The sequence below is a fragment of the Desulfofundulus thermocisternus DSM 10259 genome (assembly GCF_000686645.1).
Classification (GTDB): domain Bacteria; phylum Bacillota; class Desulfotomaculia; order Desulfotomaculales; family Desulfovirgulaceae; genus Desulfofundulus; species Desulfofundulus australicus.
On the sequence record NZ_JMLG01000013.1, the window covers coordinates 13,527 to 32,331 of the forward strand.

At 56.9% G+C, this 18,805-nt stretch carries 20 protein-coding genes; 3 read left to right on the forward strand and 17 right to left on the reverse strand.

Annotated elements, in window-relative coordinates:
* Nucleotides 1–236: 236 nt before the first annotated feature.
* Nucleotides 237–971 carry a sulfite exporter TauE/SafE family protein gene (locus BR83_RS0110020; RefSeq protein WP_027356966.1) on the forward strand — a complete coding sequence of 245 codons (735 nt, stop codon included), beginning with the start codon at nucleotides 237–239 and terminating at the stop codon, nucleotides 969–971.
* A gap of 48 nt (nucleotides 972–1,019) precedes the next feature.
* Nucleotides 1,020–1,256: a putative signal transducing protein gene (locus BR83_RS0110025; protein ID WP_027356967.1), complete on the forward strand. Its 237-nt coding sequence runs from the start codon at nucleotides 1,020–1,022 to the stop codon at nucleotides 1,254–1,256.
* 49 nt (nucleotides 1,257–1,305) lie between these two features.
* On the opposite strand, the gene BR83_RS0110030 is transcribed toward BR83_RS0110025, so the two are convergent.
* The 16 genes from BR83_RS0110030 to gltX form a co-directional block, all read right to left on the reverse strand.
* The gene (locus BR83_RS0110030; protein ID WP_027356968.1) at nucleotides 1,306–3,234 is read right to left on the reverse strand and encodes an aconitate hydratase; all 1,929 of its coding nucleotides are present in this window, start codon (nucleotides 3,232–3,234) and stop codon (nucleotides 1,306–1,308) included.
* A 352-nt stretch (nucleotides 3,235–3,586) separates the two neighbouring features.
* Nucleotides 3,587–4,144 carry a 2-oxoacid:acceptor oxidoreductase family protein gene (locus BR83_RS0110040; RefSeq protein ID WP_027356969.1) on the reverse strand — a complete coding sequence of 186 codons (558 nt, stop codon included), beginning with the start codon at nucleotides 4,142–4,144 and terminating at the stop codon, nucleotides 3,587–3,589.
* Nucleotides 4,145–4,260: 116 nt separating this feature from the next.
* Nucleotides 4,261–5,085 carry a 2-oxoacid:ferredoxin oxidoreductase subunit beta gene (locus BR83_RS0110045; RefSeq protein WP_027356970.1) on the reverse strand — a complete coding sequence of 275 codons (825 nt, stop codon included), beginning with the start codon at nucleotides 5,083–5,085 and terminating at the stop codon, nucleotides 4,261–4,263.
* Nucleotides 5,069–6,229, reverse strand: a complete 1,161-nt coding sequence (locus BR83_RS0110050; RefSeq protein WP_027356971.1) for a 2-oxoacid:acceptor oxidoreductase subunit alpha — start codon at nucleotides 6,227–6,229, stop codon at nucleotides 5,069–5,071. The genes BR83_RS0110045 and BR83_RS0110050 overlap by 17 nt, the downstream gene beginning before the upstream one ends.
* Entirely contained in the window at nucleotides 6,229–6,447 is a 219-nt protein-coding gene (locus BR83_RS0110055; protein ID WP_051618117.1) for a 4Fe-4S binding protein, read from the reverse strand. The genes BR83_RS0110050 and BR83_RS0110055 overlap by 1 nt, the downstream gene beginning before the upstream one ends.
* A 268-nt stretch (nucleotides 6,448–6,715) precedes the next feature.
* Entirely contained in the window at nucleotides 6,716–7,363 is a 648-nt protein-coding gene (locus BR83_RS0110070) for a 2Fe-2S iron-sulfur cluster-binding protein (RefSeq protein ID WP_027356973.1), read from the reverse strand.
* A gap of 322 nt (nucleotides 7,364–7,685) precedes the next feature.
* Complete coding sequence (locus BR83_RS0110075) at nucleotides 7,686–9,590, reverse strand: NADH-quinone oxidoreductase subunit NuoF (protein WP_034635116.1); 1,905 nt, start codon at nucleotides 9,588–9,590, stop codon at nucleotides 7,686–7,688.
* A complete protein-coding gene (gene nuoE, locus BR83_RS0110080) occupies nucleotides 9,577–10,107 on the reverse strand; it encodes an NADH-quinone oxidoreductase subunit NuoE (protein ID WP_051618118.1) in 531 nt (176 codons plus the stop codon). The genes BR83_RS0110075 and nuoE overlap by 14 nt, the downstream gene beginning before the upstream one ends.
* Before the next feature lie 149 nt (nucleotides 10,108–10,256).
* Nucleotides 10,257–10,595 (reverse strand): nucleotide pyrophosphohydrolase, encoded by a 339-nt coding sequence (locus tag BR83_RS0110085; protein WP_207640190.1) that lies wholly within the window; start codon nucleotides 10,593–10,595, stop codon nucleotides 10,257–10,259.
* 236 nt (nucleotides 10,596–10,831) lie between these two features.
* Nucleotides 10,832–11,476, reverse strand: a complete 645-nt coding sequence (gene sigH / locus BR83_RS0110095) for an RNA polymerase sporulation sigma factor SigH (protein WP_027356978.1) — start codon at nucleotides 11,474–11,476, stop codon at nucleotides 10,832–10,834.
* 258 nt (nucleotides 11,477–11,734) lie between these two features.
* Nucleotides 11,735–12,250, reverse strand: a complete 516-nt coding sequence (locus tag BR83_RS0110100; RefSeq protein ID WP_027356979.1) for an NYN domain-containing protein — start codon at nucleotides 12,248–12,250, stop codon at nucleotides 11,735–11,737.
* The gene (gene rlmB, locus BR83_RS0110105) at nucleotides 12,228–12,998 is read right to left on the reverse strand and encodes a 23S rRNA (guanosine(2251)-2'-O)-methyltransferase RlmB (RefSeq protein WP_027356980.1); all 771 of its coding nucleotides are present in this window, start codon (nucleotides 12,996–12,998) and stop codon (nucleotides 12,228–12,230) included. Before rlmB ends, BR83_RS0110100 begins: the two co-directional genes overlap by 23 nt.
* On the reverse strand, nucleotides 12,991–13,404 hold the full coding sequence (locus BR83_RS0110110) for a Mini-ribonuclease 3 (RefSeq protein ID WP_034635130.1): 414 nt from the start codon (nucleotides 13,402–13,404) through the stop codon (nucleotides 12,991–12,993). The genes rlmB and BR83_RS0110110 overlap by 8 nt, the downstream gene beginning before the upstream one ends.
* A gap of 17 nt (nucleotides 13,405–13,421) precedes the next feature.
* Nucleotides 13,422–14,870 (reverse strand): cysteine--tRNA ligase, encoded by a 1,449-nt coding sequence (gene cysS, locus BR83_RS0110115; protein WP_027356982.1) that lies wholly within the window; start codon nucleotides 14,868–14,870, stop codon nucleotides 13,422–13,424.
* A 149-nt stretch (nucleotides 14,871–15,019) separates the two neighbouring features.
* Complete coding sequence (gene cysE, locus BR83_RS0110120; RefSeq protein WP_027356983.1) at nucleotides 15,020–15,757, reverse strand: serine O-acetyltransferase; 738 nt, start codon at nucleotides 15,755–15,757, stop codon at nucleotides 15,020–15,022.
* 88 nt (nucleotides 15,758–15,845) lie between these two features.
* A complete protein-coding gene (gltX, locus tag BR83_RS0110125; protein ID WP_027356984.1) occupies nucleotides 15,846–17,303 on the reverse strand; it encodes a glutamate--tRNA ligase in 1,458 nt (485 codons plus the stop codon).
* 231 nt (nucleotides 17,304–17,534) lie between these two features.
* On the opposite strand from gltX, the gene coaE reads away from it, so the two are divergent.
* Nucleotides 17,535–18,173 carry a dephospho-CoA kinase gene (coaE, locus tag BR83_RS15645; protein ID WP_051618120.1) on the forward strand — a complete coding sequence of 213 codons (639 nt, stop codon included), beginning with the start codon at nucleotides 17,535–17,537 and terminating at the stop codon, nucleotides 18,171–18,173.
* Here the strand turns inward: coaE and BR83_RS0110135 are convergent.
* Complete coding sequence (locus BR83_RS0110135; protein ID WP_051618122.1) at nucleotides 18,104–18,775, reverse strand: DVU0298 family protein; 672 nt, start codon at nucleotides 18,773–18,775, stop codon at nucleotides 18,104–18,106. The genes coaE and BR83_RS0110135 overlap by 70 nt on opposite strands.
* Nucleotides 18,776–18,805: the final 30 nt, after the last annotated feature.

Consider the following 18,805-nt stretch of genomic DNA (forward strand, 5'->3'; position numbering starts at 1 on the left):
CTTTTTTACCATCCTGATGATATTGAATAACTTAAGTATACCACAAAAAGAACGGAACTGGCCCGGCGGGATACGCCGGATGACATAAGAAAACGCTAACGTCCTGGCATATCACTGCGCAGTCGCCTGAAGCAGTTAATTTATCAGCGTAATATGCCCGGCCAGCGGTTTATGTTATATAATGCTGAATGTTATATAATTATCTAAAAAACCTTTGCCTTTGTGGAGGGATTTCCTTGCTTTTTACCACTTCCTGGCTGGTAGCCGCCCTGGCCGTAACCCTGGCCGCCACCCTGCAGGCCGTGACCGGTTTCGGCGCGGCCCTCATTCTTGTTCCCCTGCTGGTGCTGGCCTATAACGCCCATACTGCTGTGGGTATGACCATGGTCATCTCCTTTTGTTCGCTGCTCCTTCTCACCTTCCAGGTACGTAAGAGCATTGTCAAGTCCATGGCCCGGAACCTGTCCCTGGGCGGCCTGGCCGGCATTCCCTTCGGAGCCTACGTGTTTATTCACTTTGACGTCACCAGGCTCAAAGTTATCATAGCCCTGGTTACCCTGGCTTTTGCCCTGCTCCTGCTGCTGGACTGGATGCCCCGCAGGACTTTCGGCCCCCGGGCTCAGGCTGCGGTGGGTGCCGCCGGTGGCTTTCTGGGGGCCAGCGTGGGGATGCCCGGCCCCCCCGTGGTGCTCTTCTTAAATCACCAGGGGGTACCCAAGGAACAGTTCCGGGCCACCACCAGCGCTTATTTCTGCCTGGTTTACCCGGCCAGCCTGTTCCTCCTGCTGGCCCTGCATGCCCTGGACCGCCAGGCCATCCTGACCGCCATCTCCCTGATTCCCTTTGCCCTGCTGGGCCAGGCGCTGGGCACCGGCATTTTTCCCCGGGTATCCCAGGAGCTTTTCCGCCGTGGAGTACCCCTGCTGGTTACCGCCGTGGCCCTTTATTCCCTGGCCACAACTTTATTTTAAAAAACTGCTGTTCATAACCAAGCCCGGGCAGGAAAAAATAAAAAAGAAATGGCCTGGGAAAAACTCCTTACTGCCGCCAACGACCTGGAAGCGGACATGGTTGCCGGCCTGTTAAAGCAGGCCGGCATCCCCACCCGGTATAAATACTCCGGCATCAACATCTACTTGAAAGTGGTCATGGGTCCGGTGGTTCCCCTGGAAATATGGGTACCGGCGGAAAAAATCCGGGAGGCACAGGAGATCCTGGCCGCTTTTACCGGTAACAAAAGCAACCCCCGGCAATAAAAGCCGGGGATAATTATTGTTCCCTTAATTTACGATGAATTTCCGTTTCTCATGCCCTGGCCCTGCGTGTGTAATTGAGCAAACCTCCCGCCAGGATGATCTCCACCTGCCGGGGTGTGAGCTGCGCCCGGGCTTTAATGGTGAAACCGCGGGTAACATTCTTAACTTCCAGCTCCGCCCCTTCCCGCAGGGCCCGGTGTAACCCATCGATCTGCAGCACGTCGTCCCGCTCCAGCCGGTCGTAATCAGCGGGCTCAATGAAGGTAAGAGGCAGAATGCCAAAGTTGATCAGGTTGTCCCGGTGAATGCGGGCAAAGGATTTGGCCAGCACGGCCTTTACACCCAGGTACATGGGAACCAGGGCGGCGTGCTCCCGGCTGGAACCCTGGCCGTAATTTTCCCCGCCCACGATAATCCCGCCTCCGGCTTCCCTGGCCCTGCGGGGGAATGAAGGATCCACGGCGGTAAATACATACTCGGACATGGCCGGGATATTGGAACGCAGTGGTAACACCTTGGCCCCGGCCGGCATGATGTGGTCGGTGGTAATGTTGTCGCCCACTTTGATCAGCACCCGGCCTTCTATACTCTCCGGCAGGGGCCCGGCCACCGGCAGGGGTTTTATGTTCGGACCGCGCACGATCTCTACATCATCCGGATTATCGGCAGGAGGCAGGATCATGCGGTCATCCACATGGAATTTTTCCGGCAGCGCAACTACCGGAGGGGTGCCCAGCTCCCTCGGATCGGTCAGCCTGCCCGTAAGGGCGGTTGCCGCCGCAGTCTCCGGGCTGGCCAGGTACACCCGGGCATCGGCCGTACCGCTGCGTCCCTTGAAGTTCCGGTTGATGGTGCGCACCGAAACCCCGCCGGAAGGAGGAGCCTGTCCCATGCCAATACACGGCCCGCAGGCGCATTCCAGTATGCGGGCACCGGCAGAAACCAGGTCCGCCAGGGCCCCGTTTTGAGCCAGCATGGTGAGAACCTGCCGGGAACCGGGAGCAATGACCAGGCTCACATTGGGATGCACCGTTTTCCCTTTGAGGATGGCCGCAACCTTCATCAGGTCCAGGTAAGAAGAGTTGGTACAGCTACCGATGACCACCTGGTCCACAGCCAGCGGCCCCACCTCGCGCACGGGCTTCACATTATCAGGACTGTGGGGGCAGGCCACCAGGGGTTCAAGAGTGCTTAAATCAATGTCCAGCACTTCGTCATACACGGCATCCGGGTCCGGTCCCAGCTCCACCCAGACCTCTTCCCGGCCCTGGGCCCGCAAAAAGGCCCGGGTTACATCATCGCTGGGGAAGATGGAGGTGGTGGCTCCCGTCTCCGCCCCCATGTTGGTGATGGTGGCCCGTTCGGGTACGGTCAGGTATTTAATCCCTTCCCCGCCGTACTCCAGGATCTTGCCTACCCCGCCTTTGACAGTAAGGCGCCGTAAAACCTCCAGAATTACGTCCTTAGCCGTGGCCCAGGGTGCCAGCCGGCCGTGCAGCCGGACGTTGATCACCCCGGGCATAATCAGGTGAAAAGGACCTCCCCCCATGGCCACCGCCACGTCCAGACCACCTACGCCTATGGCCAGCATTCCCAGCCCCCCGGCCGTAGGAGTGTGGCTGTCCGATCCGAGCAGGGTCTTGCCGGGTATGCCGAACCTTTCCAGGTGCACCTGGTGGCAGATGCCGTTGCCCGCCCTGGAGAAATAAACCCCGAATTTAGCCGCCGTGCTCTGTAAAAACCGGTGGTCGTCGGCATTTTCAAAGCCGGTCTGCAGGGTGTTGTGATCCACATAGGATACGGAAAGCTCCGTTTTTACCCGGGGGATGCCCATAGCTTCAAACTGCAGGTAAGCCATGGTGCCGGTAGCATCCTGGGTCAGGGTCTGATCCACCCTGATGGCAATCTCCTGGCCGCGCTGCATGGTACCGGAAACAAGATGACTGCGGATGATTTTTTGAGTAAGATTGTAGCCCATCAAATACCACCTCTTCCACATATGAAAATAAAGGCTGCCGTCTAACATTCCGGGACCCGCGACATATACCGTATGGTTAAAAGCTGCTGAAATTAAAAAAAGAAGGACCTGCCATACAATTATATCATCAACCTCTTAGTTAAAGCGATACCATATAAAATTCCCTCTTCCATGAGAAACCCCGGGCCTTTCATTTAATAATAAAAACTGCCGCCAGCCGGAAGAAGTTCCTCCCCGCACTGGCGGCAAGCACAAAATAATAAACCTTTATTAAAACCCATAATTCCTTCTGTAATTCCTTCTGCACCACAAGCGTTTTTCCTTCTGCCATACACTCCAAACAACCATCATTTTAAGCCGGAACCTTTACCGTGAAAGTTCTGGCCATTTCAAACCCCAGCTCCAGCGCCTTCAGATTTAAAGATTCGGTACCCCTGGGGATACGCGATAAAACAGCCTCTTCCAGGACCCGGCGGGAGACGGCACCGGTCAACCCGGCCAGTATCCCCAGAGCCACGATATTGGCCACCATTTCCTTCCCCACCTTCTCCCGGGCCAGGCGGCTGATGGGAAAGGCGTATACCCGGGCGGAAGTGGTGGGAATATTTTTTACGTAAGTATTATCTATAATCAGCAGGCCGCCCTTTTTAACCCTGTTGGCATATTTATCGGCCGCGTCCTGGCTCATGGCCAGAACAACGTCGGGTAGAACCACTTTCGGGTAGTCAATTTCGCCCTCACTGATAATTACTTCCGCCTTGCTGGCGCCTCCCCGGGCCTCCGGACCGTAGGATTGAGCCTGCACGGCGTTCTTGCCCTCCCGGATGGCTGCCTCGGCCAGAATCACCCCCGCCAGGATCAGACCCTGGCCACCCGAACCGCTCAATCTGAATTCCAGCGTTTCCTCCATGTGGGATCATCTCCTTGAACTGTTCAATATTTCCGGGGCTTCGGGGCCCCGGGAACCCCTGTAATAAACGCAACTTTATGTGTTTCCTTTCTGTTCCCACTCAAAGAAAGTTCTGCTTACTGCCCGGTTATCTTTTGCGCCCGTTCAATGATCTGCTGATACATGGCGGTATATTCAGGAGCTTCTCCCTTATACAGCTCACCGATAACAATTTTATCCCGCAGTTCCTCCGGGCTCATCTTTTCCGCCTGCTTCACCGTTACGGCATGTTCCTTCTGCCAGAGAAGCATTTGCAGCCCGTTGCCCATTTTGTTCCGCCGCCCGTAACCCACCGGGCAGGCGGTGATGGCTTCAATCACGCTGAAGCCCTTATTTCTTGCTCCGGCCACAATCAATTTCTCCAGCATGGTGGCATGATAGGTGGTGGCCCGGGCCACATAGGTGGCGCCGGCACCTTTAGCCAGTTCGGCAATATCAAAGCTCCGCTCTATATTCCCGTAAGGGGCGGTGGTTGCCCTTTTACCGGGAGGGGTGAGGGGGGAATATTGCCCTCCGGTCATACCATAAATACTGTTGTTAAAAATGATGGTTGTGAGGTCTATATTGCGCCTGGCCGCGTGGATGAAATGATTGCCACCGATGGCCGTGGCGTCACCGTCGCCCATCAGGACGAACACTTCCAGCTCCGGCCTGGCCAGCTTGATCCCGGTGGCAAAGGCCAGCGCCCGCCCGTGGGTGGTGTGCAGGGTATTGAAATCCAGATAGCCCGCCGCCCGGGAAGAACAGCCGATGCCGGAAACCACCACTGTTTTATCCGGATCGTACCCCAGTTCTTCAATAGCCCTGACCAGGGCTGCCAGAACTATGCCGTTGCCGCAGCCGGGACACCAGATATGGGGAAACCGGTCCGAACGCAGGTGGGATTCAACCTGACTGAGCATCTAAAGCCACCTCCCTGATGGCGGACAGGATTTCTTCGAAGGTGATCAGTTCCCCGTTCACGCGGTTGACTCCCGACACCCCGACCCGTCCCCGTACCGCCCGTTCCACTTCTCCTTTAAGCTGGCCCAGGTTCATCTCGGCCACGATGATATGCCGCACCTGGCCGGCCAGTTCCGCCACCTCTTTTTCGGGGAAAGGCCAGATGGTTACCGGCCGGAACAACCCCGCCTTGATACCCGCCGCCCGGGCGTCTTTAACCGCCCGCCTGGCTGACCTGGCCGCCGCACCATAGGCGACCACAGCCACTTCTGCATCCTCCAGCTGATAGCCCTCAACACTTACCACATCATCCAGGTGGTCGTATATTTTCCGGTGCAATCTGAGAAGAAGGCTTTCAGCAACCTGCGGGTCGGTAGTGGGGTTACCTTTTTCATCGTGCACCAGTCCGGTTACGTGGTAACGGTAACCCTCCCCGAAGCTGGCCATGGGCGGCACGCCGTCATCGCCGGGGCGGTAGGGGTAATAATCTTTAGGCTCCACCGACGGCTTTTTACGCTCAATTACCTCCACTTCTTTAGCCCGGGGCAGCACCACCCGTTCCCGCATGTGGCCGATTACCTCGTCCATAAGCAGGATCACCGGCACCCGGTACTTTTCCGACAGGTTCACCGCCCGGATGGCCAGCAAATACGCCTCCCGCACCGAGGCAGGGCAGAGGACGATTACCGGGTGGTCACCGTGGGTTCCCCACCGGGCCTGCATTACATCCCCCTGGGCCGGGGCCGTGGGAATGCCGGTGCTGGGACCCCAGCGCTGCACATTGACAATCACGCAGGGTATTTCAGCCATGGCTGCAAAGCCGATGTTTTCCTGCTTCAGGGAAAAACCCGGCCCGCTGGTGGCTGTAAGGGCCTTCACCCCGGCCAGGGAAGCACCGATTACCGCAGCCATGCTGGCGATCTCATCTTCCATTTGAATGAACTTGCCGCCCAGCGCAGGCAGGCGCTCGGCCATAAGCTCGGCGATTTCCGTGGAAGGAGTAATGGGGTAGCCAGCATAAAAGCGCACCCCGGCTGCCAGGGCTCCTTCCACCACCGCCTCGTTGCCCTGCATCAGGCGGGCCATTTCCACCACGTCGCTCATCATTCCTTCACCTCTATGCCGATGGCAAAGTCCGGACAGTGGATTTCACACCGGCCGCAACCAGTGCAGCGGTCGGGATTTACCACCGCAACCTTGCCCGAAACGTTCAGGGAAAGAACTTCTTTGGGGCAAAGGGCGACACAGATGCCGCATCCCTTGCACCAACCTTCCCGCACCACGATATGCACGGTTTTTGGAGCGGCTGAAGCATTAGCCATTGCCTTCACCTCGCGCGGATTGGAACCTTTACTCGATTATACTAGTATACTAGCAAAATCTCTGCCAGGCCCTATGGAATAAGCTCCAGATAAATTCCCGGCTGCCAAAAAAGAAAGCAGGAAGGAATACTTCCTGCACTTCCTGCATCCAGGATATTTCCCGGGCAAAAATCTCAAAGCGAAATAATTGTGATCTTATTTTGCGATCCGGGGCTTATCTCCAGCCGTATTGCTGTTGGGATCGGCCCTGCCGGCCTTTATCTCAAAATTAGACATCAGCTTTTTTCTCCACCAGGGCACCCACGGGACAAATACGGGCACATTCGCCGCAGCCATTGCAGCCCGACTGGCCCAGGGGAACATCCCCAAAGGTGGTTATCCTGCGCCCAAACCCCCTACCGGCAAAACCGAGAACTCCGGTACCTTTTTCCCGGCAAACCCACACACACTTTCCGCACAGAACGCATTTCCGGGGGTCGTAACGCAATGCCGGGCTGGAATCATCCACCGGCAGTTCACGCTCCAGTTTTCTCAGCCGCTTCACCCGCAGGGGGGTGCGGCGTTCCCGGGCAATCCGCTGCAGCTCGCAGGAGCGGTTGCGGGGGCAATTGGCGCAGTCCAGCTGGTGATTGGACAGCAGAAGCTCGAAGGCCGTCTGCACCAGGCGGTCCACCCGCGGGCTGCGGGTGGATACCACCATGCCTTCCACCACGGGCTCGGTGCAGGCAGTCACCGGGCGCGGGTAGCCCTCGATTTCCACAAAGCACAGCCGGCAGGCGGCAGCAGGGTGCTTCACCCCGGGAATGGCGCACAGGTTGGGTATATAGATGCCGTTTTCCAGGGCTACCCAGAGCAGTTTTTCTCCTTCCCGGGCCTTTATGGTCCGGCCGTCTATGGTTAAGGTAACTGTTTTCATGTTGCATCCTCCGGCTATATTTTTACAGGATCATGTAATCAGTAAACCCGGTTGGATGCGGTGCTGTCCTCGTTCACTCCAGTGCTTCGCACCGACAGCACCACGGCTCGCTTCGGGCCGGCTCTGGTTCTCTGCGGATTGCCCGCTACTAAACATTCTTCGTTGTTACCTAAACTGAAGGTAATATATTTTAAGGTCTTCTTCCGAACAGTTCATCATGCGTCCTCGAGAACCGAGCCGGCAACCTCGCTTCGCCGGGTGCTGTTAACGGCGCTTCGCAAGTCGTTCACTCCGGACAGCACCGCATCCTGTTATAACCGTTTTATGCTCCCATTTCGTTCACCAGTTCCGGCGGTGAGAGCTTGATGACCGCTTTATACTGGGGCGGGCATGCCTCCAGGCAGCTGGCGCACTTGACGCATTTCTGCTGATCAATAACCTTAATGCGGTCTTCGTTGGTGTAAATGGCCTCTACCGGGCAACTGCCCACGCAGGCATCACAGGAGCGCTCGCACTTTTCCGGCAGGATATAGTAGGCTATTAAACTCTGGCACATCAGCGCGGGGCAGCGGCGCTCTTTGATATGGGCCTCGTATTCGTCCCGGAAATAGCGGATGGTGCTCAAAACGGGATTGGGCGCCGTCTTGCCCAGCCCGCACAGCGAGCCGGCCTTCACGTCTTCGGCCAGTTCTAAAAGAAGCTCTATATCCCCCGGCTTGCCCTGGCCCTTGGTTATGGCCTCCAGAATATCCAGCATTTGCCTGGTTCCCAGGCGGCACATGGTGCACTTGCCGCAGGATTCTTTCTGGGTAAAGTCCAGGAAAAACCGGGCTATTTCCACCATGCAATCGTCCTCATCCAGGATAACCATCCCGCCGGACCCCATCATGGCCCCGGCCTGGCTCAGGGAATCAAAGTCTATGGGCATATCCAGGGCCGATTCCGGCAGGCAGCCTCCCGACGGCCCGCCAATCTGCACGGCTTTAAAGGCTTTGCCTCCGGGAATGCCGCTGCCCACGTCATAAACCACTTCCCTTAAAGTCGTGCCCATGGGCACCTCGGCCAGACCGGTGTTGATTACTTTCCCGGCCAGGGCAAAAACAGCCGTACCGGGGCTGCCGGCAGTGCCGGTCTCCCTGAACCACCGGGCGCCCCGTTCAACAATATGGGGCACGTAGGAGAGGGTCTTGACGTTATTAATTACCGTGGGCTTGCCCCGGAGCCCGGCGGTGGCGGGAAAAGGCGGGCGGTGGCGGGGCAGGCCCGGCTCCCCCTCCATGGAGGCAATCAGGGCTGTTTCCTCCCCGCAGACAAAAGCTCCCGAACCCTGAAAAACGTCCACATCAAAGTCAAAAGCGCTGCCCAGGATATTGGTTCCCAGCAGACCGGCCTGACGTGCCTGTTCGATGGCCTTTTTCACCCGTGCCACGGCCAGGGGATACTCGGCACGGATGTAGAAGTAGCCCTGGCGGGCGCCCACTGTATAGGCAGCAATGGCCAGCCCTTCCAGCACCTGATGGGGGTTTGACTCCAGGATGGCCCGGTCCATAAAAGCCCCCGGGTCACCTTCATCAGCATTGCAGATAACATACTTTTCTTCACCCGGCGCCAGGCGGCAGGTTTCCCATTTGCGCCCGGTGGGGAACCCGGCCCCGCCCCGGCCCCGCAGTCCCGAGGCCTTTATTTCTTCCAGAACCTGCCCGGGATCCCGGCCCAGGGCCCCGGCCAGGGCGGCATAGCCGCCCACGGCAATGTAGTGCTCGATATTTTCCGGATCAATCAGGCCGCACTTATCCAGAATAATGTTTTTTTCAATCATACCCCGGGGAAAGTCGGTGAAAGCGGGAACCATATCGTTGGCCTCCAGCGCAGCCAGGGCAAATTCCAGGCAGGGATCATCCCCGCCCAGGAAATCCTGCACCAGCCGGGCGGCAATACCCTCGGTCACGTAACCGTAACAGATGGGTGGGAATCCGGGCTTGTACACGGTTACCAGGGGCTCGGCATAACAGTGGCCCATGCAGCCCACTTCCAGAACGCTGGCCTCCAGGCCGCTTTTGGCCAGCTCCTCTTTAATCACTTTTAAAATCTCCAGGGCCCCGGCTGCCCGGCCGCAGGTGGCCGTGCCAACAAGAACCAGGGGGCGCTCCCGCAGACTCTCCCAGGCAGCCCTGGATTTTTGCTGCAATTTTGTAAAATTTTCATTTATAATCTTATTCCTGCTCAACGGTTTCCCCTTCTTTCTGCTGGCCTTTTGGAATTTTAACCCCAAAGGAAAACAGCAACCCGTCCACCCTGGTGGGAGTTACCTTTCCGTGCACTTCGTCATCGATCACCGTTACCGGTGCCATGGTACAGCAGCCCACGCAGGCCACCCTTTCCAGGCTGAACTCGCGGTCCGGCGTAACCTGGTTGACATCAATTCCCAGCCGCCTCTTCCAGCAATCCAGGATGATATTGCCCCCCTTCATATGGCAGGCAGTACCCATGCATACTTTAACCTGGTGCTTCCCGGGAGGAATCAGGCGGAACTGGTTGTAAAAGGTAGCCACGCTGTAAACATCGACCGCCGGAATACCCAGGTGCCGCGCCACTTCTTCCATGGCCACCAGGGGTACATAGCCCAGCTTCTCCTGAACCTGCTGCAGGATGGGAATAAGGTTACCCCGATCAGGGGGATAGTTCTCCAGAATGCTTCCGGTCTGTTCCAGAGCAACCCTTTTTTCCTCTTCCGTTAAAACCATAAGCATCTCCCCTGTGTTATATCTGAAAATTTTTAATTAATCAGTTACAGGGCAACTCCCTCTTGATCATAACGCTAAATATATTAACGGTCAACAATCTTAAAATTATTTTAAAAAAATATTTTGCATATGCTTGGTTTGGCTTAAATCTAGCAGAACCTGCCGCGGTAAATCCCGGCAGGGTATTTTTTCGCATTTGCCTCCATTTTTTGTCTTACGGCCCGGGCCAGGTCTATACCTGCAGCATTGGCCATGGCCAGGCAATAAATCACCACATCGGCCAGCTCTTCCTCCACCCGTCCCATAAGCTCCGGCTCTATTTCCCGGCCACCGGTCCACTGGAAAAGCTCCATCAACTCGGCTGCTTCTATGGCCACGGACATGGCCAGATTTTTGGGTGTGTGAAACCGGGTCCATTCCCTCTCTTCCACAAAAACAGCCACAGCATCTTTCAAATCCTGGAGCGTGGTTCGGGCATCTTCAGACACAGGCAGCACCCCCATTTTAAATTGCCCTGACCGGTTGCGGAAGAACATTTCCCAGGCGGCATAATACGATCGTGGGGTACCATAATCCGCCTGCTTGCAGGGCATTTCCCGGGAAAATACAAAAAATGTTTTCACAGGGCAGGAAAATAATTTTTTCAGTCGAAATAAAAAAACTAAGAAAAAAAACTAAGAAAAAAATAAAAGGGGTTACCATTACAGTAACCCTCTTGAGTTAACTAGTTATTTCGCTTTTCCAGGTACCTTTCCAGCTTGCGTTTGACCCGCTGCAGGGCATTGTCAATGGACTTAACGTGGCGCTTCAGGTCACCGGCGATTTCCTGGTAGGACTTGCCCTCCAGGTAGGACATCAGCACCTTCCACTCAAGAGAGCTGAGAATTTCACCCATTTTTTCTTCAATATCATAAAACTCCTCCCGGCTGATGATCAACTCCTCCGGGTCGGCAATCCTGGTGCCGGAGATGACATCCAGAAGGGTGCGGTCGGAATCCTCGTCGTAAATGGGCTTGTTCAGGGAAACGTAGGAGTTTAAAGGGATGTGTTTCTGCCGGGTAGCTGTTTTGATGGCTGTAATGATCTGACGGGTAATACAAAGCTCCGCAAAGGCCCTGAATGACGACAGCTTGTCTAACCGGAAGTCACGAATAGCCTTGTAAAGGCCAATCATGCCTTCCTGAATGATGTCTTCCCGGTCAGCCCCGATGAGGAAGTAGGAACGCGCCTTGGCCCGGACGAAGTTTTTATACTTGTTAATCAGATATTCCAGGGCCGCATCATCACCCTCCCGTGCGTATTCCACCACATCCTCATCATCCATCATGTGATAACAGGGCGCACATTCCCTCTGGACGCTCAGACTCACAATATACCCCCCCGCTTTGTGTGTCCGGCTTTCCGTTAAAAACCAGATTTTTTAAACACCTGACAGCAGAAAAAGAAACGCCTTTTTACCGCCAGCGTAGAAGTCCGGGCTGATTCCCATCCCGACTCTCTTTTCTTCTGAACGGTTCAAGGCATTTTTCAGTACCTCTTTCTATAATTTTGTCTAACTAATTATATCTCAGGTCCGGTAACCCGTCAAGAAAAATTAGGACTTGCTTTCGCCAACCAATCGTCGCGCTCAGTCTTTTCTTCTTCGCCAGCGCTCAAAAATCAGGCGAATCTCGTCCACCAGGCGGTTTTCCAGATAAGCATCCGCCGGGCGCCCGCTGTCGAAATGCTTTTTCCCTTCTTCCCGGGTACGCTGGACTTTTTCCCACAATTCCCTGGGCGTAATCCGGTAGGCACCCCTGCCCAGAATCATTCTCTGCTCGGCCCAGTCGTAAGTGGCCACGTAAACCGTTCCCCGCCGGGATAGCTCGCCCACCAGTTTTTCGATAACCGCATCGGCAGTTTCACCTTCAGGGGTATAAATCACCTCCACCCCGCCCACGGTTTCCGACCGGTCCCCGGCCTGCTTCACCTGGTGGGCATCAAAAACCACCACCACGTGCTCGCCGGTCAGGGCGGCATAATTAACCAGAATATCTACCAGCCGGGTGCGTGCATGTTCCAGGCTCGAGTCCCCGGAAAGCTGTTCCAGCTCCGGCCAGGCATGAATGATGTTGTAACCATCAACGATCAGGTACTCGTCCATGGGCCCGTCTCCTCTGCCTGACCACCTCGTAGGCCAGCAGGGCTGCCGCCACCGAGGCATTCAGGGAACCAACCCGCCCGGCCATGGGCAGCCTGACCAGCTGATCGCACTTTTCCCGCACCAACCTTCCCAGGCCCCTGTCCTCACCGCCAATAACCAGGGCGATGGGGCCGTCCAGGCGCACATCCCAGTAAACGTCCTCCGCATCCCCGCTGGCTCCCACCACCCAGAGGCCCCGCTCCTGGAGGTAGGTAATGGTCCGGGCCAGGTTGGCTACCCTGGCCACCCGGACGTATTCCAGGGCCCCGCAGGAAGCCTTGGCCACGGCCGCGGTAAGGGCAGCCGAGCGGTGCCGGGTGATGATCACACCGTGGGCTCCGGCGGCGTCGGCCGTACGCAGGATGGCGCCCAGGTTATGGGGATCGTTAATCTCATTCAGCAGGATGACAAAGGGATCCGCGGGATATGCGGCAGCCAGGATGTCATCCACGGAAACATATTCCTTGGCCCCGGCCAGGGCCACAATTCCCTGATGGGGAATATTTTTAACCAGCGCGTTTAAATGGGTGCGCTCAACGTACTGAACAGGGATACCCCTCTCCCGGGCCAGGTTGAGAATTTCCTGCAGGGCAGCACTGCCGGCCCCCTTAGCCACCAGCAGCCTGTTGATGGGCCGGTTGGCCGCCAGGGCTTCTTTAACCGGGTGGCGGCCGGCAATAATGTTGTCACCATCCGCCCTTTCAGCCATCTGCTTCCACCACCTGGCGGGCCAGTTCCAGGATCTCTCCCAGGCGCCCGCACTGCCCGGTCAGGTACAGATAACCGACGAGGCTTTCCAACCCCGTGCTGTACCGGTAGCTGATTACGTCGCTTCCCCGGGGAGGGTGGCCGCTCCGGGCATTGCGTCCCCGCCGGGCAACAGCCGCCTCTTTTTCCGTAAGCATATCCTTCAGGGCGTGCATTACCCGGGCCTGGTTATCAGCCCGAACATATTTTATGGCTTCCCGGTGAAGTTGATTCACACTGGCTATTCCCCGGGTTACCAGGTAATGGCGGACAGCCAGCTCGTATACCGCATCGCCAATGTAGGCCAGCACAGTGGCCGGAAGCTGGTCCGCGTTGGGAATAATCTCGCCTGGCAAAGATATGGTCAAGAAAAACGTCCCTTCCCTCACTGTCTCTTCCAGCGCACCCCGCCGGGTGTATCTTCCAGGATTATCCCCAGCTCTTTCAGGCGGTCCCGGATGTAGTCGGCAGTGGCCCAGTCCTTCTTCGCCCTGGCCCGCTGCCGCACCTCCAGCAGCAGTTCGATCAGGGGTTCCTCCAGGCCGCCCCCCGGAACATGCCGTCCCTCGATGAGAATGCGCCCCGTCCCTTCATCGACCCGGAAAATCCCCAGCACCTCGTTGAAGGAGCGGAAGAGTTCCAGCGCCTTCTCCAGGGCCGCCCGGCAGGGAGCCCCGGTATTGTTGTGCAGGTAGGTGTTGACTTCCCGGGCCAGCTCAAAGCAAATGCTCAGCGCCAGGGCGGTGTTAAAATCATCATCCATGGCAGCCACAAATTCCTGCCGGTACCGCTCCAGCGCGGCCGCAAACTCTTCATCCGCGGAATTAAGCTGTTCCCTGCCCGGCTGCTCCAGGGCTTCCATTAACAGGCGGATGCTGTTTTTCATGCGTTCCAGTCCCCGGCCGGCAGCAGCCATTTTTTCGTCGTCAAAATCAAGGGGACTGCGATAGTGTGTGGAAAGGAGGAAGAAACGGACCACTTCCGGGGGAAACTTCTCCAGTATTTCCCTCACCAGAAAGAAGTTACCCAGGGACTTGGACATTTTTTCCTGATTAACGGTGATGAACCCGTTATGCATCCAGTAACGGGCGAAGGGTTGCCCCGTAGCCGCCTCGGCCTGGGCAATTTCGTTTTCATGGTGGGGGAAGACCAGATCATATCCTCCCCCGTGAATATCAAAGTTACTCCCCAGGTACTTTAAAGCCATGGCCGAGCATTCAATGTGCCAGCCAGGGCGTCCCCTGCCCCAGGGGCTCTCCCAGGACGGCTCCCCGGGCCTGGCCGCTTTCCAGAGGGCAAAATCCATGGGGTGTTTTTTGCGGGGGTCCACCTCCACCCTGGCCCCCGCCTGCATCTCCTCCAGGGTACGGCCGGACAGCTTGCCGTATTCGGGAAAGGCGCTGATATCAAAGAACACATCGTTCTCCACCACATAGGCGGCCCTCTTTGCGATAAGGGTACTGATGAGCTCGATAATTTCCGGGAGGTGTTCGGAAACTTTGGGGTGCACATCGGCCGGCAGTACATTTAGAGCCCCGGCATCCCGGTAATATTCCTCAATGTACTTGCGGGCCAGTGCCAGCGCGTCCACATTTTCCTCCCGGGCCCGGTTGATGATTTTATCATCGATATCCGTAAAATTCTGGATATATCTCACCTGATAACCCCGGAACTTAAAATACCGCCGCACCGTATCAAAAAATACCAGCGGGCGGGCATTGCCCAGGTGGATGAAATTGTAGGTGGTGGGCCCGCAGACATACATATCCACCCGTCCCGGCTGGCGGGGAATAAATTTTTCCTTGCGCCTGGTTAAGGTATTGTAAATTTCCACGGAACAATCGCTCCCCTGTTCAACTTTATGTAAACTGCGGCGGAACAACCGCCGCCGCTTTGTTCCAACCTTGCGCGTGTCCCGGCAGGCAGCCCTGTGCCGGCCGCGGCCCGACAAGCATTCTTGTCTTAGAACCGGCGCTACCCTCTTCAGGACTTATCCGGCTGATTAAAGGCACCCCGAACCAGATTGTCACAGGCTTCCAGGGGTTCAACCGTTTTAGCATCGGCCAGCTTTTTCTCCAGCTCCAGAACCCGTTTTTCCAGGCGTTCAATATTGTGCATCAGGCAGTTAATTACTTCCGCCACCGGGTCGGGCAGCAGGTCGTGGCGCAGGTCAATATCCGGCTTGCTTGCTGAATCCACCCGCTTGCCGTCCTGAATAACCACCTTGCCGGGCACTCCCACCACGGTGCTGTTGGGAGGTACGGGCTTGAGCACCACTGAACCGGCACCAATTTTGGAGTTGTCGCCCACGGTGAAAGAACCGAGAATCTTGGCCCCGGCGCTGATAACCACATTGTTGCCGATGGTGGGGTGGCGCTTGCCCTTTTCTTTGCCCGTCCCCCCCAGGGTCACTCCCTGGTAGATGGTCACGTTGTCGCCAATTTCGGCCGTTTCCCCAATTACCACCCCGGCACCATGGTCAATAAACAATCCCTGGCCGATTTTGGCCCCGGGGTGGATTTCGATTTGGGTGAGAAAGCGGGAAATATGCGAGATCAGGCGGGCAATGGTAAAAAGCCGTTTCCGGTAAAAGAAATGGGCTATCCGGTGCATGATTATGGCATGCAGGCCGGGATAGCAGAGCAGTACCTCCAGGAGGCTCTTGGCCGCCGGATCCCGCTCAAATACCGCCTGTATATCACGTTTAAGCTGCTTGAACATGGCCCACCCTCCAAGTGGCTAACCGGAGAATATGAACAGCCTGTGATCCGGTTTATTTGCTCGAGACTGGAAGAACCACCGGGATGCTTCAGCAGGCACCGGCAACCCGGCCCAGGCGGGAGAGCACCTTTTCCCGGCCCAAAAGGGAAATGACCTGGTAAAGCTCCGGCCCGTGGGTCCGGCCGGTGAGGGCCACCCTGATGGGCAGGTAAACTTTCCGGGCACCCAGCCCCAGCTCTTTGGGCAGTTTTTTCAATATGCCCCGGGCGGTGTCCTCATCCAGCTCACTGGCCGTCCTGACCTTTTCCGCCAGGGCGGATAGGACGCGGGGAACCTCTTCCCCGGCCAGCACCGCCCGGGCTTCTTCATCCTCCGGCTCAACCTCCGGCGCGAAGAAAATATCCACATGGCGGGTAATTTCGGACAGGCTGGTCAGGTAATCCCGTACGGTAGCCACCAGCTGTTTCAACCACCGGTACTGTTCCGGAGTCACCCCGCCGGAAATATAACCGGCTTTCTGTAAAAAGGGAATGGCCAGCTCGGTGAGGCGGTCCAGGGAACTCTGCCGGATGTAGTGGCCGTTCAACCAGTTAAGCTTGTCCAGGTCAAAAATGGCCGGGTTCTTTGCCACCCGCTCCAGGGAAAACTGCTGTACCAGTTCCTCCAGGGTGAATATTTCCTCCTCTCCCCCCGGGGACCAGCCCAAAAGGGCCAGGAAGTTGACCAGGGCCTCGGGAAGGTAGCCCATTTCCCGGTACTGCTCGATGGAGGTGGCCCCGTGCCGCTTGCTCATCTTGGAACGATCCTGGCCCAGGATCAGGGAAATATGGGCAAATTGAGGTTCTGGCCAGCCAAAAGCACGGTACAGGAGAATCTGCCGCGGCGTATTGGACAGGTGCTCCTCCGCCCGGATGACATGGGTAATGCCCATATGGTGGTCGTCCACCACCACCGCAAAATTATAGGTGGGAATGCCGTCGGATTTGACGATAATAAAATCGCCGATGCCTGCCGTATCAAAGGTCACCTCGCCGCGGACCAGATCGTGAACGGTGATGTTTTCCCCGGCGGGAACCGCAAAACGTAAAACCGGCCGCCGCCCCATTTCTTCCAGGCGGCGCCGGTCCTGTTCTGTCAGGTGACGGCAGCGGCCGGAATAGCGGGGCATTTCACCGCGGGCCAGAAGGGCCTCCCGCTCGGCAGCCAGTTCTTCTTCCGTACAGTAACAGGGGTAGGCCCACCCGCCTTCTAAAAGCTGCCGGGCATACTGCTGGTAAATGGAAATCCGTTCCGTCTGCCGGTACGGGCCGCAGGGGCCGCCCACCTCAACTCCCTCATCCCAATCAAGGCCCAGCCAGCGCAGTGCTTCCAGGATATTCTGCTCCGATTCCCGGGAAGAACGCTCCAGGTCCGTATCTTCAATGCGCACAATAAAAGTACCGCCCTTCTGGCGGGCAAACAGCCAGTTAAACAACGCCGAACGAGCCCCACCGATATGCAGCGGGCCGGTAGGGCTGGGTGCAAATCTCACTCTGACGCCGGACAAAAATGGTCCTCCTCCACTATGTATTTTAAGACCTCATTATTCGACCCATATTATATCACCGGCCGGGCGTAAGAAGCAACTTGAGAAATGGGCGCGGGGCCTTGCCGGAGCCCGCATGCAGCACTAGAATATAAGGGAAGAGAAATGCCCTTTCCCCGCCGGGCAGATACGCGGGGCAAATTGCGGCCGGTTCGGCCGGGGCCGGGCCGGCAAAAAGGACGGTAATGGGAAGTGATTGCAGGTTTGACCGGCGGCATCGCCACGGGAAAAAGCACGGTAGCCGGGCTGTTCCGGGATCTGGGAGTCCGGATCATCGACTTTGACGCCCTCGCCCACAGGGTGATGAGCCCGGGGTTAAAAGCATGGGAAGAAATCGTAAAATTTTTCGGCACGGGTATACTGAACCCTGACCGGACCATCAACCGGAAGGAGCTGGGCCGCCTGGTTTTTGATGACCCGGAAAAGCTGGCCCGGCTGAACAGCATCGTTCACCCGGCAGTTTTTGAGGAGGACAGGAAAATTACCGCAGAAATCCTGGCCCGGGATCCCGATGCGGTGATCATCAAAGAGATTCCCCTGCTGGTGGAAGCAGGGGCGGGACATCTGGTGGACAAAATCATTGTGGTCTACGCTTCCCCCGAGGTGCAGCTTCAAAGGCTGCTGGCCCGGGGTCTCGACCGGGATGAGGCCCTGAAAAGAATTAACGCCCAGGCTCCCCTGAGCGAAAAAATGAAGTGGGCCGATTTTGTTATTTATAACGACGGCTGCCTGGAAGAAACCCGCAAGCAGGTGGAAGAAGTCTACCGGCAATTGGTGCAGGCAAGGGCAAGCTCCGCAACGGTAACCCGGCGTATTTCCCCGTCTTCATAAACGGGTACGATACTGGTATCCTGCAACAAATGCCCGTATTGCTCCCTATCCAGTTTCTCGCCCATTATACCGAGAAAACGCAACGTGTACCCCCTTACCACGGGGTCGGGATCGTCCACGTAAGGGGCCAGCATGGGTATGTATCTCCTCACCAAATCCGGTCTGGCCCGGGCAATTTGTCCTGCCGCCCACATTACTCCGCGGCGCAGCATCTCCTCCTCCACGTGAAAGAGGATGATGGAAGCATAATCCCCATATAGATCCGGCCGGCGGGCAACAATTTCCCCCATGGCTTCCACGGAGGCCCAGCCAATGCCCCCGGACTCCTCGTTAATGGCCCAGAGCAGGTTGCGCAAAATCAACCTCACCGCCTGGGGGTCTTCTTCGGCCAGGCGCCCGGCCACCACACCCATGGCCTCGATGGCCCGCCAGCAGAGGAGCGTACCGGGCTCATACAGGAGCCTTCTCAAGTACCTGATCCTGGTCCTGTCCCCGGCCACCATTTCGGCGATTTCATCATACTTCCGCTCTTTTAGCAGGGTTATCACGAGGTCTTTAGTATTCAACATAGAATCCACCCCTTCGCCGGGTATAAAAGCCATGCCGGTTGCCCCCGGAAGAATTCCGTCCCT

What these genes read in the sequence shown, in the direction of transcription:
- BR83_RS0110135 (WP_051618122.1), bottom strand. Translation starts at nt 18,775, where the DNA reads ATGGCTTTTATACCCGGCGAAGGGGTGGATTCTATGTTGAATACTAAA.
- rlmB (WP_027356980.1), bottom strand. Translation starts at nt 12,998, where the DNA reads ATGGCTGAAAGGGCGGATGGTGACAACATTATTGCCGGCCGCCACCCG.
- BR83_RS0110025 (WP_027356967.1), top strand. Translation starts at nt 1,020, where the DNA reads ATGGCCTGGGAAAAACTCCTTACTGCCGCCAACGACCTGGAAGCGGAC.
- BR83_RS0110045 (WP_027356970.1), bottom strand. Translation starts at nt 5,085, where the DNA reads ATGCTCAGTCAGGTTGAATCCCACCTGCGTTCGGACCGGTTTCCCCAT.
- nuoE (WP_051618118.1), bottom strand. Translation starts at nt 10,107, where the DNA reads ATGGTTTTAACGGAAGAGGAAAAAAGGGTTGCTCTGGAACAGACCGGA.
- BR83_RS0110030 (WP_027356968.1), bottom strand. Translation starts at nt 3,234, where the DNA reads ATGGGCTACAATCTTACTCAAAAAATCATCCGCAGTCATCTTGTTTCC.
- BR83_RS0110055 (WP_051618117.1), bottom strand. Translation starts at nt 6,447, where the DNA reads ATGGCTAATGCTTCAGCCGCTCCAAAAACCGTGCATATCGTGGTGCGG.
- cysE (WP_027356983.1), bottom strand. Translation starts at nt 15,757, where the DNA reads ATGTTCAAGCAGCTTAAACGTGATATACAGGCGGTATTTGAGCGGGAT.
- BR83_RS0110100 (WP_027356979.1), bottom strand. Translation starts at nt 12,250, where the DNA reads ATGGACGAGTACCTGATCGTTGATGGTTACAACATCATTCATGCCTGG.
- BR83_RS0110070 (WP_027356973.1), bottom strand. Translation starts at nt 7,363, where the DNA reads ATGAAAACAGTTACCTTAACCATAGACGGCCGGACCATAAAGGCCCGG.
- BR83_RS0110050 (WP_027356971.1), bottom strand. Translation starts at nt 6,229, where the DNA reads ATGAGCGACGTGGTGGAAATGGCCCGCCTGATGCAGGGCAACGAGGCG.
- BR83_RS0110040 (WP_027356969.1), bottom strand. Translation starts at nt 4,144, where the DNA reads ATGGAGGAAACGCTGGAATTCAGATTGAGCGGTTCGGGTGGCCAGGGT.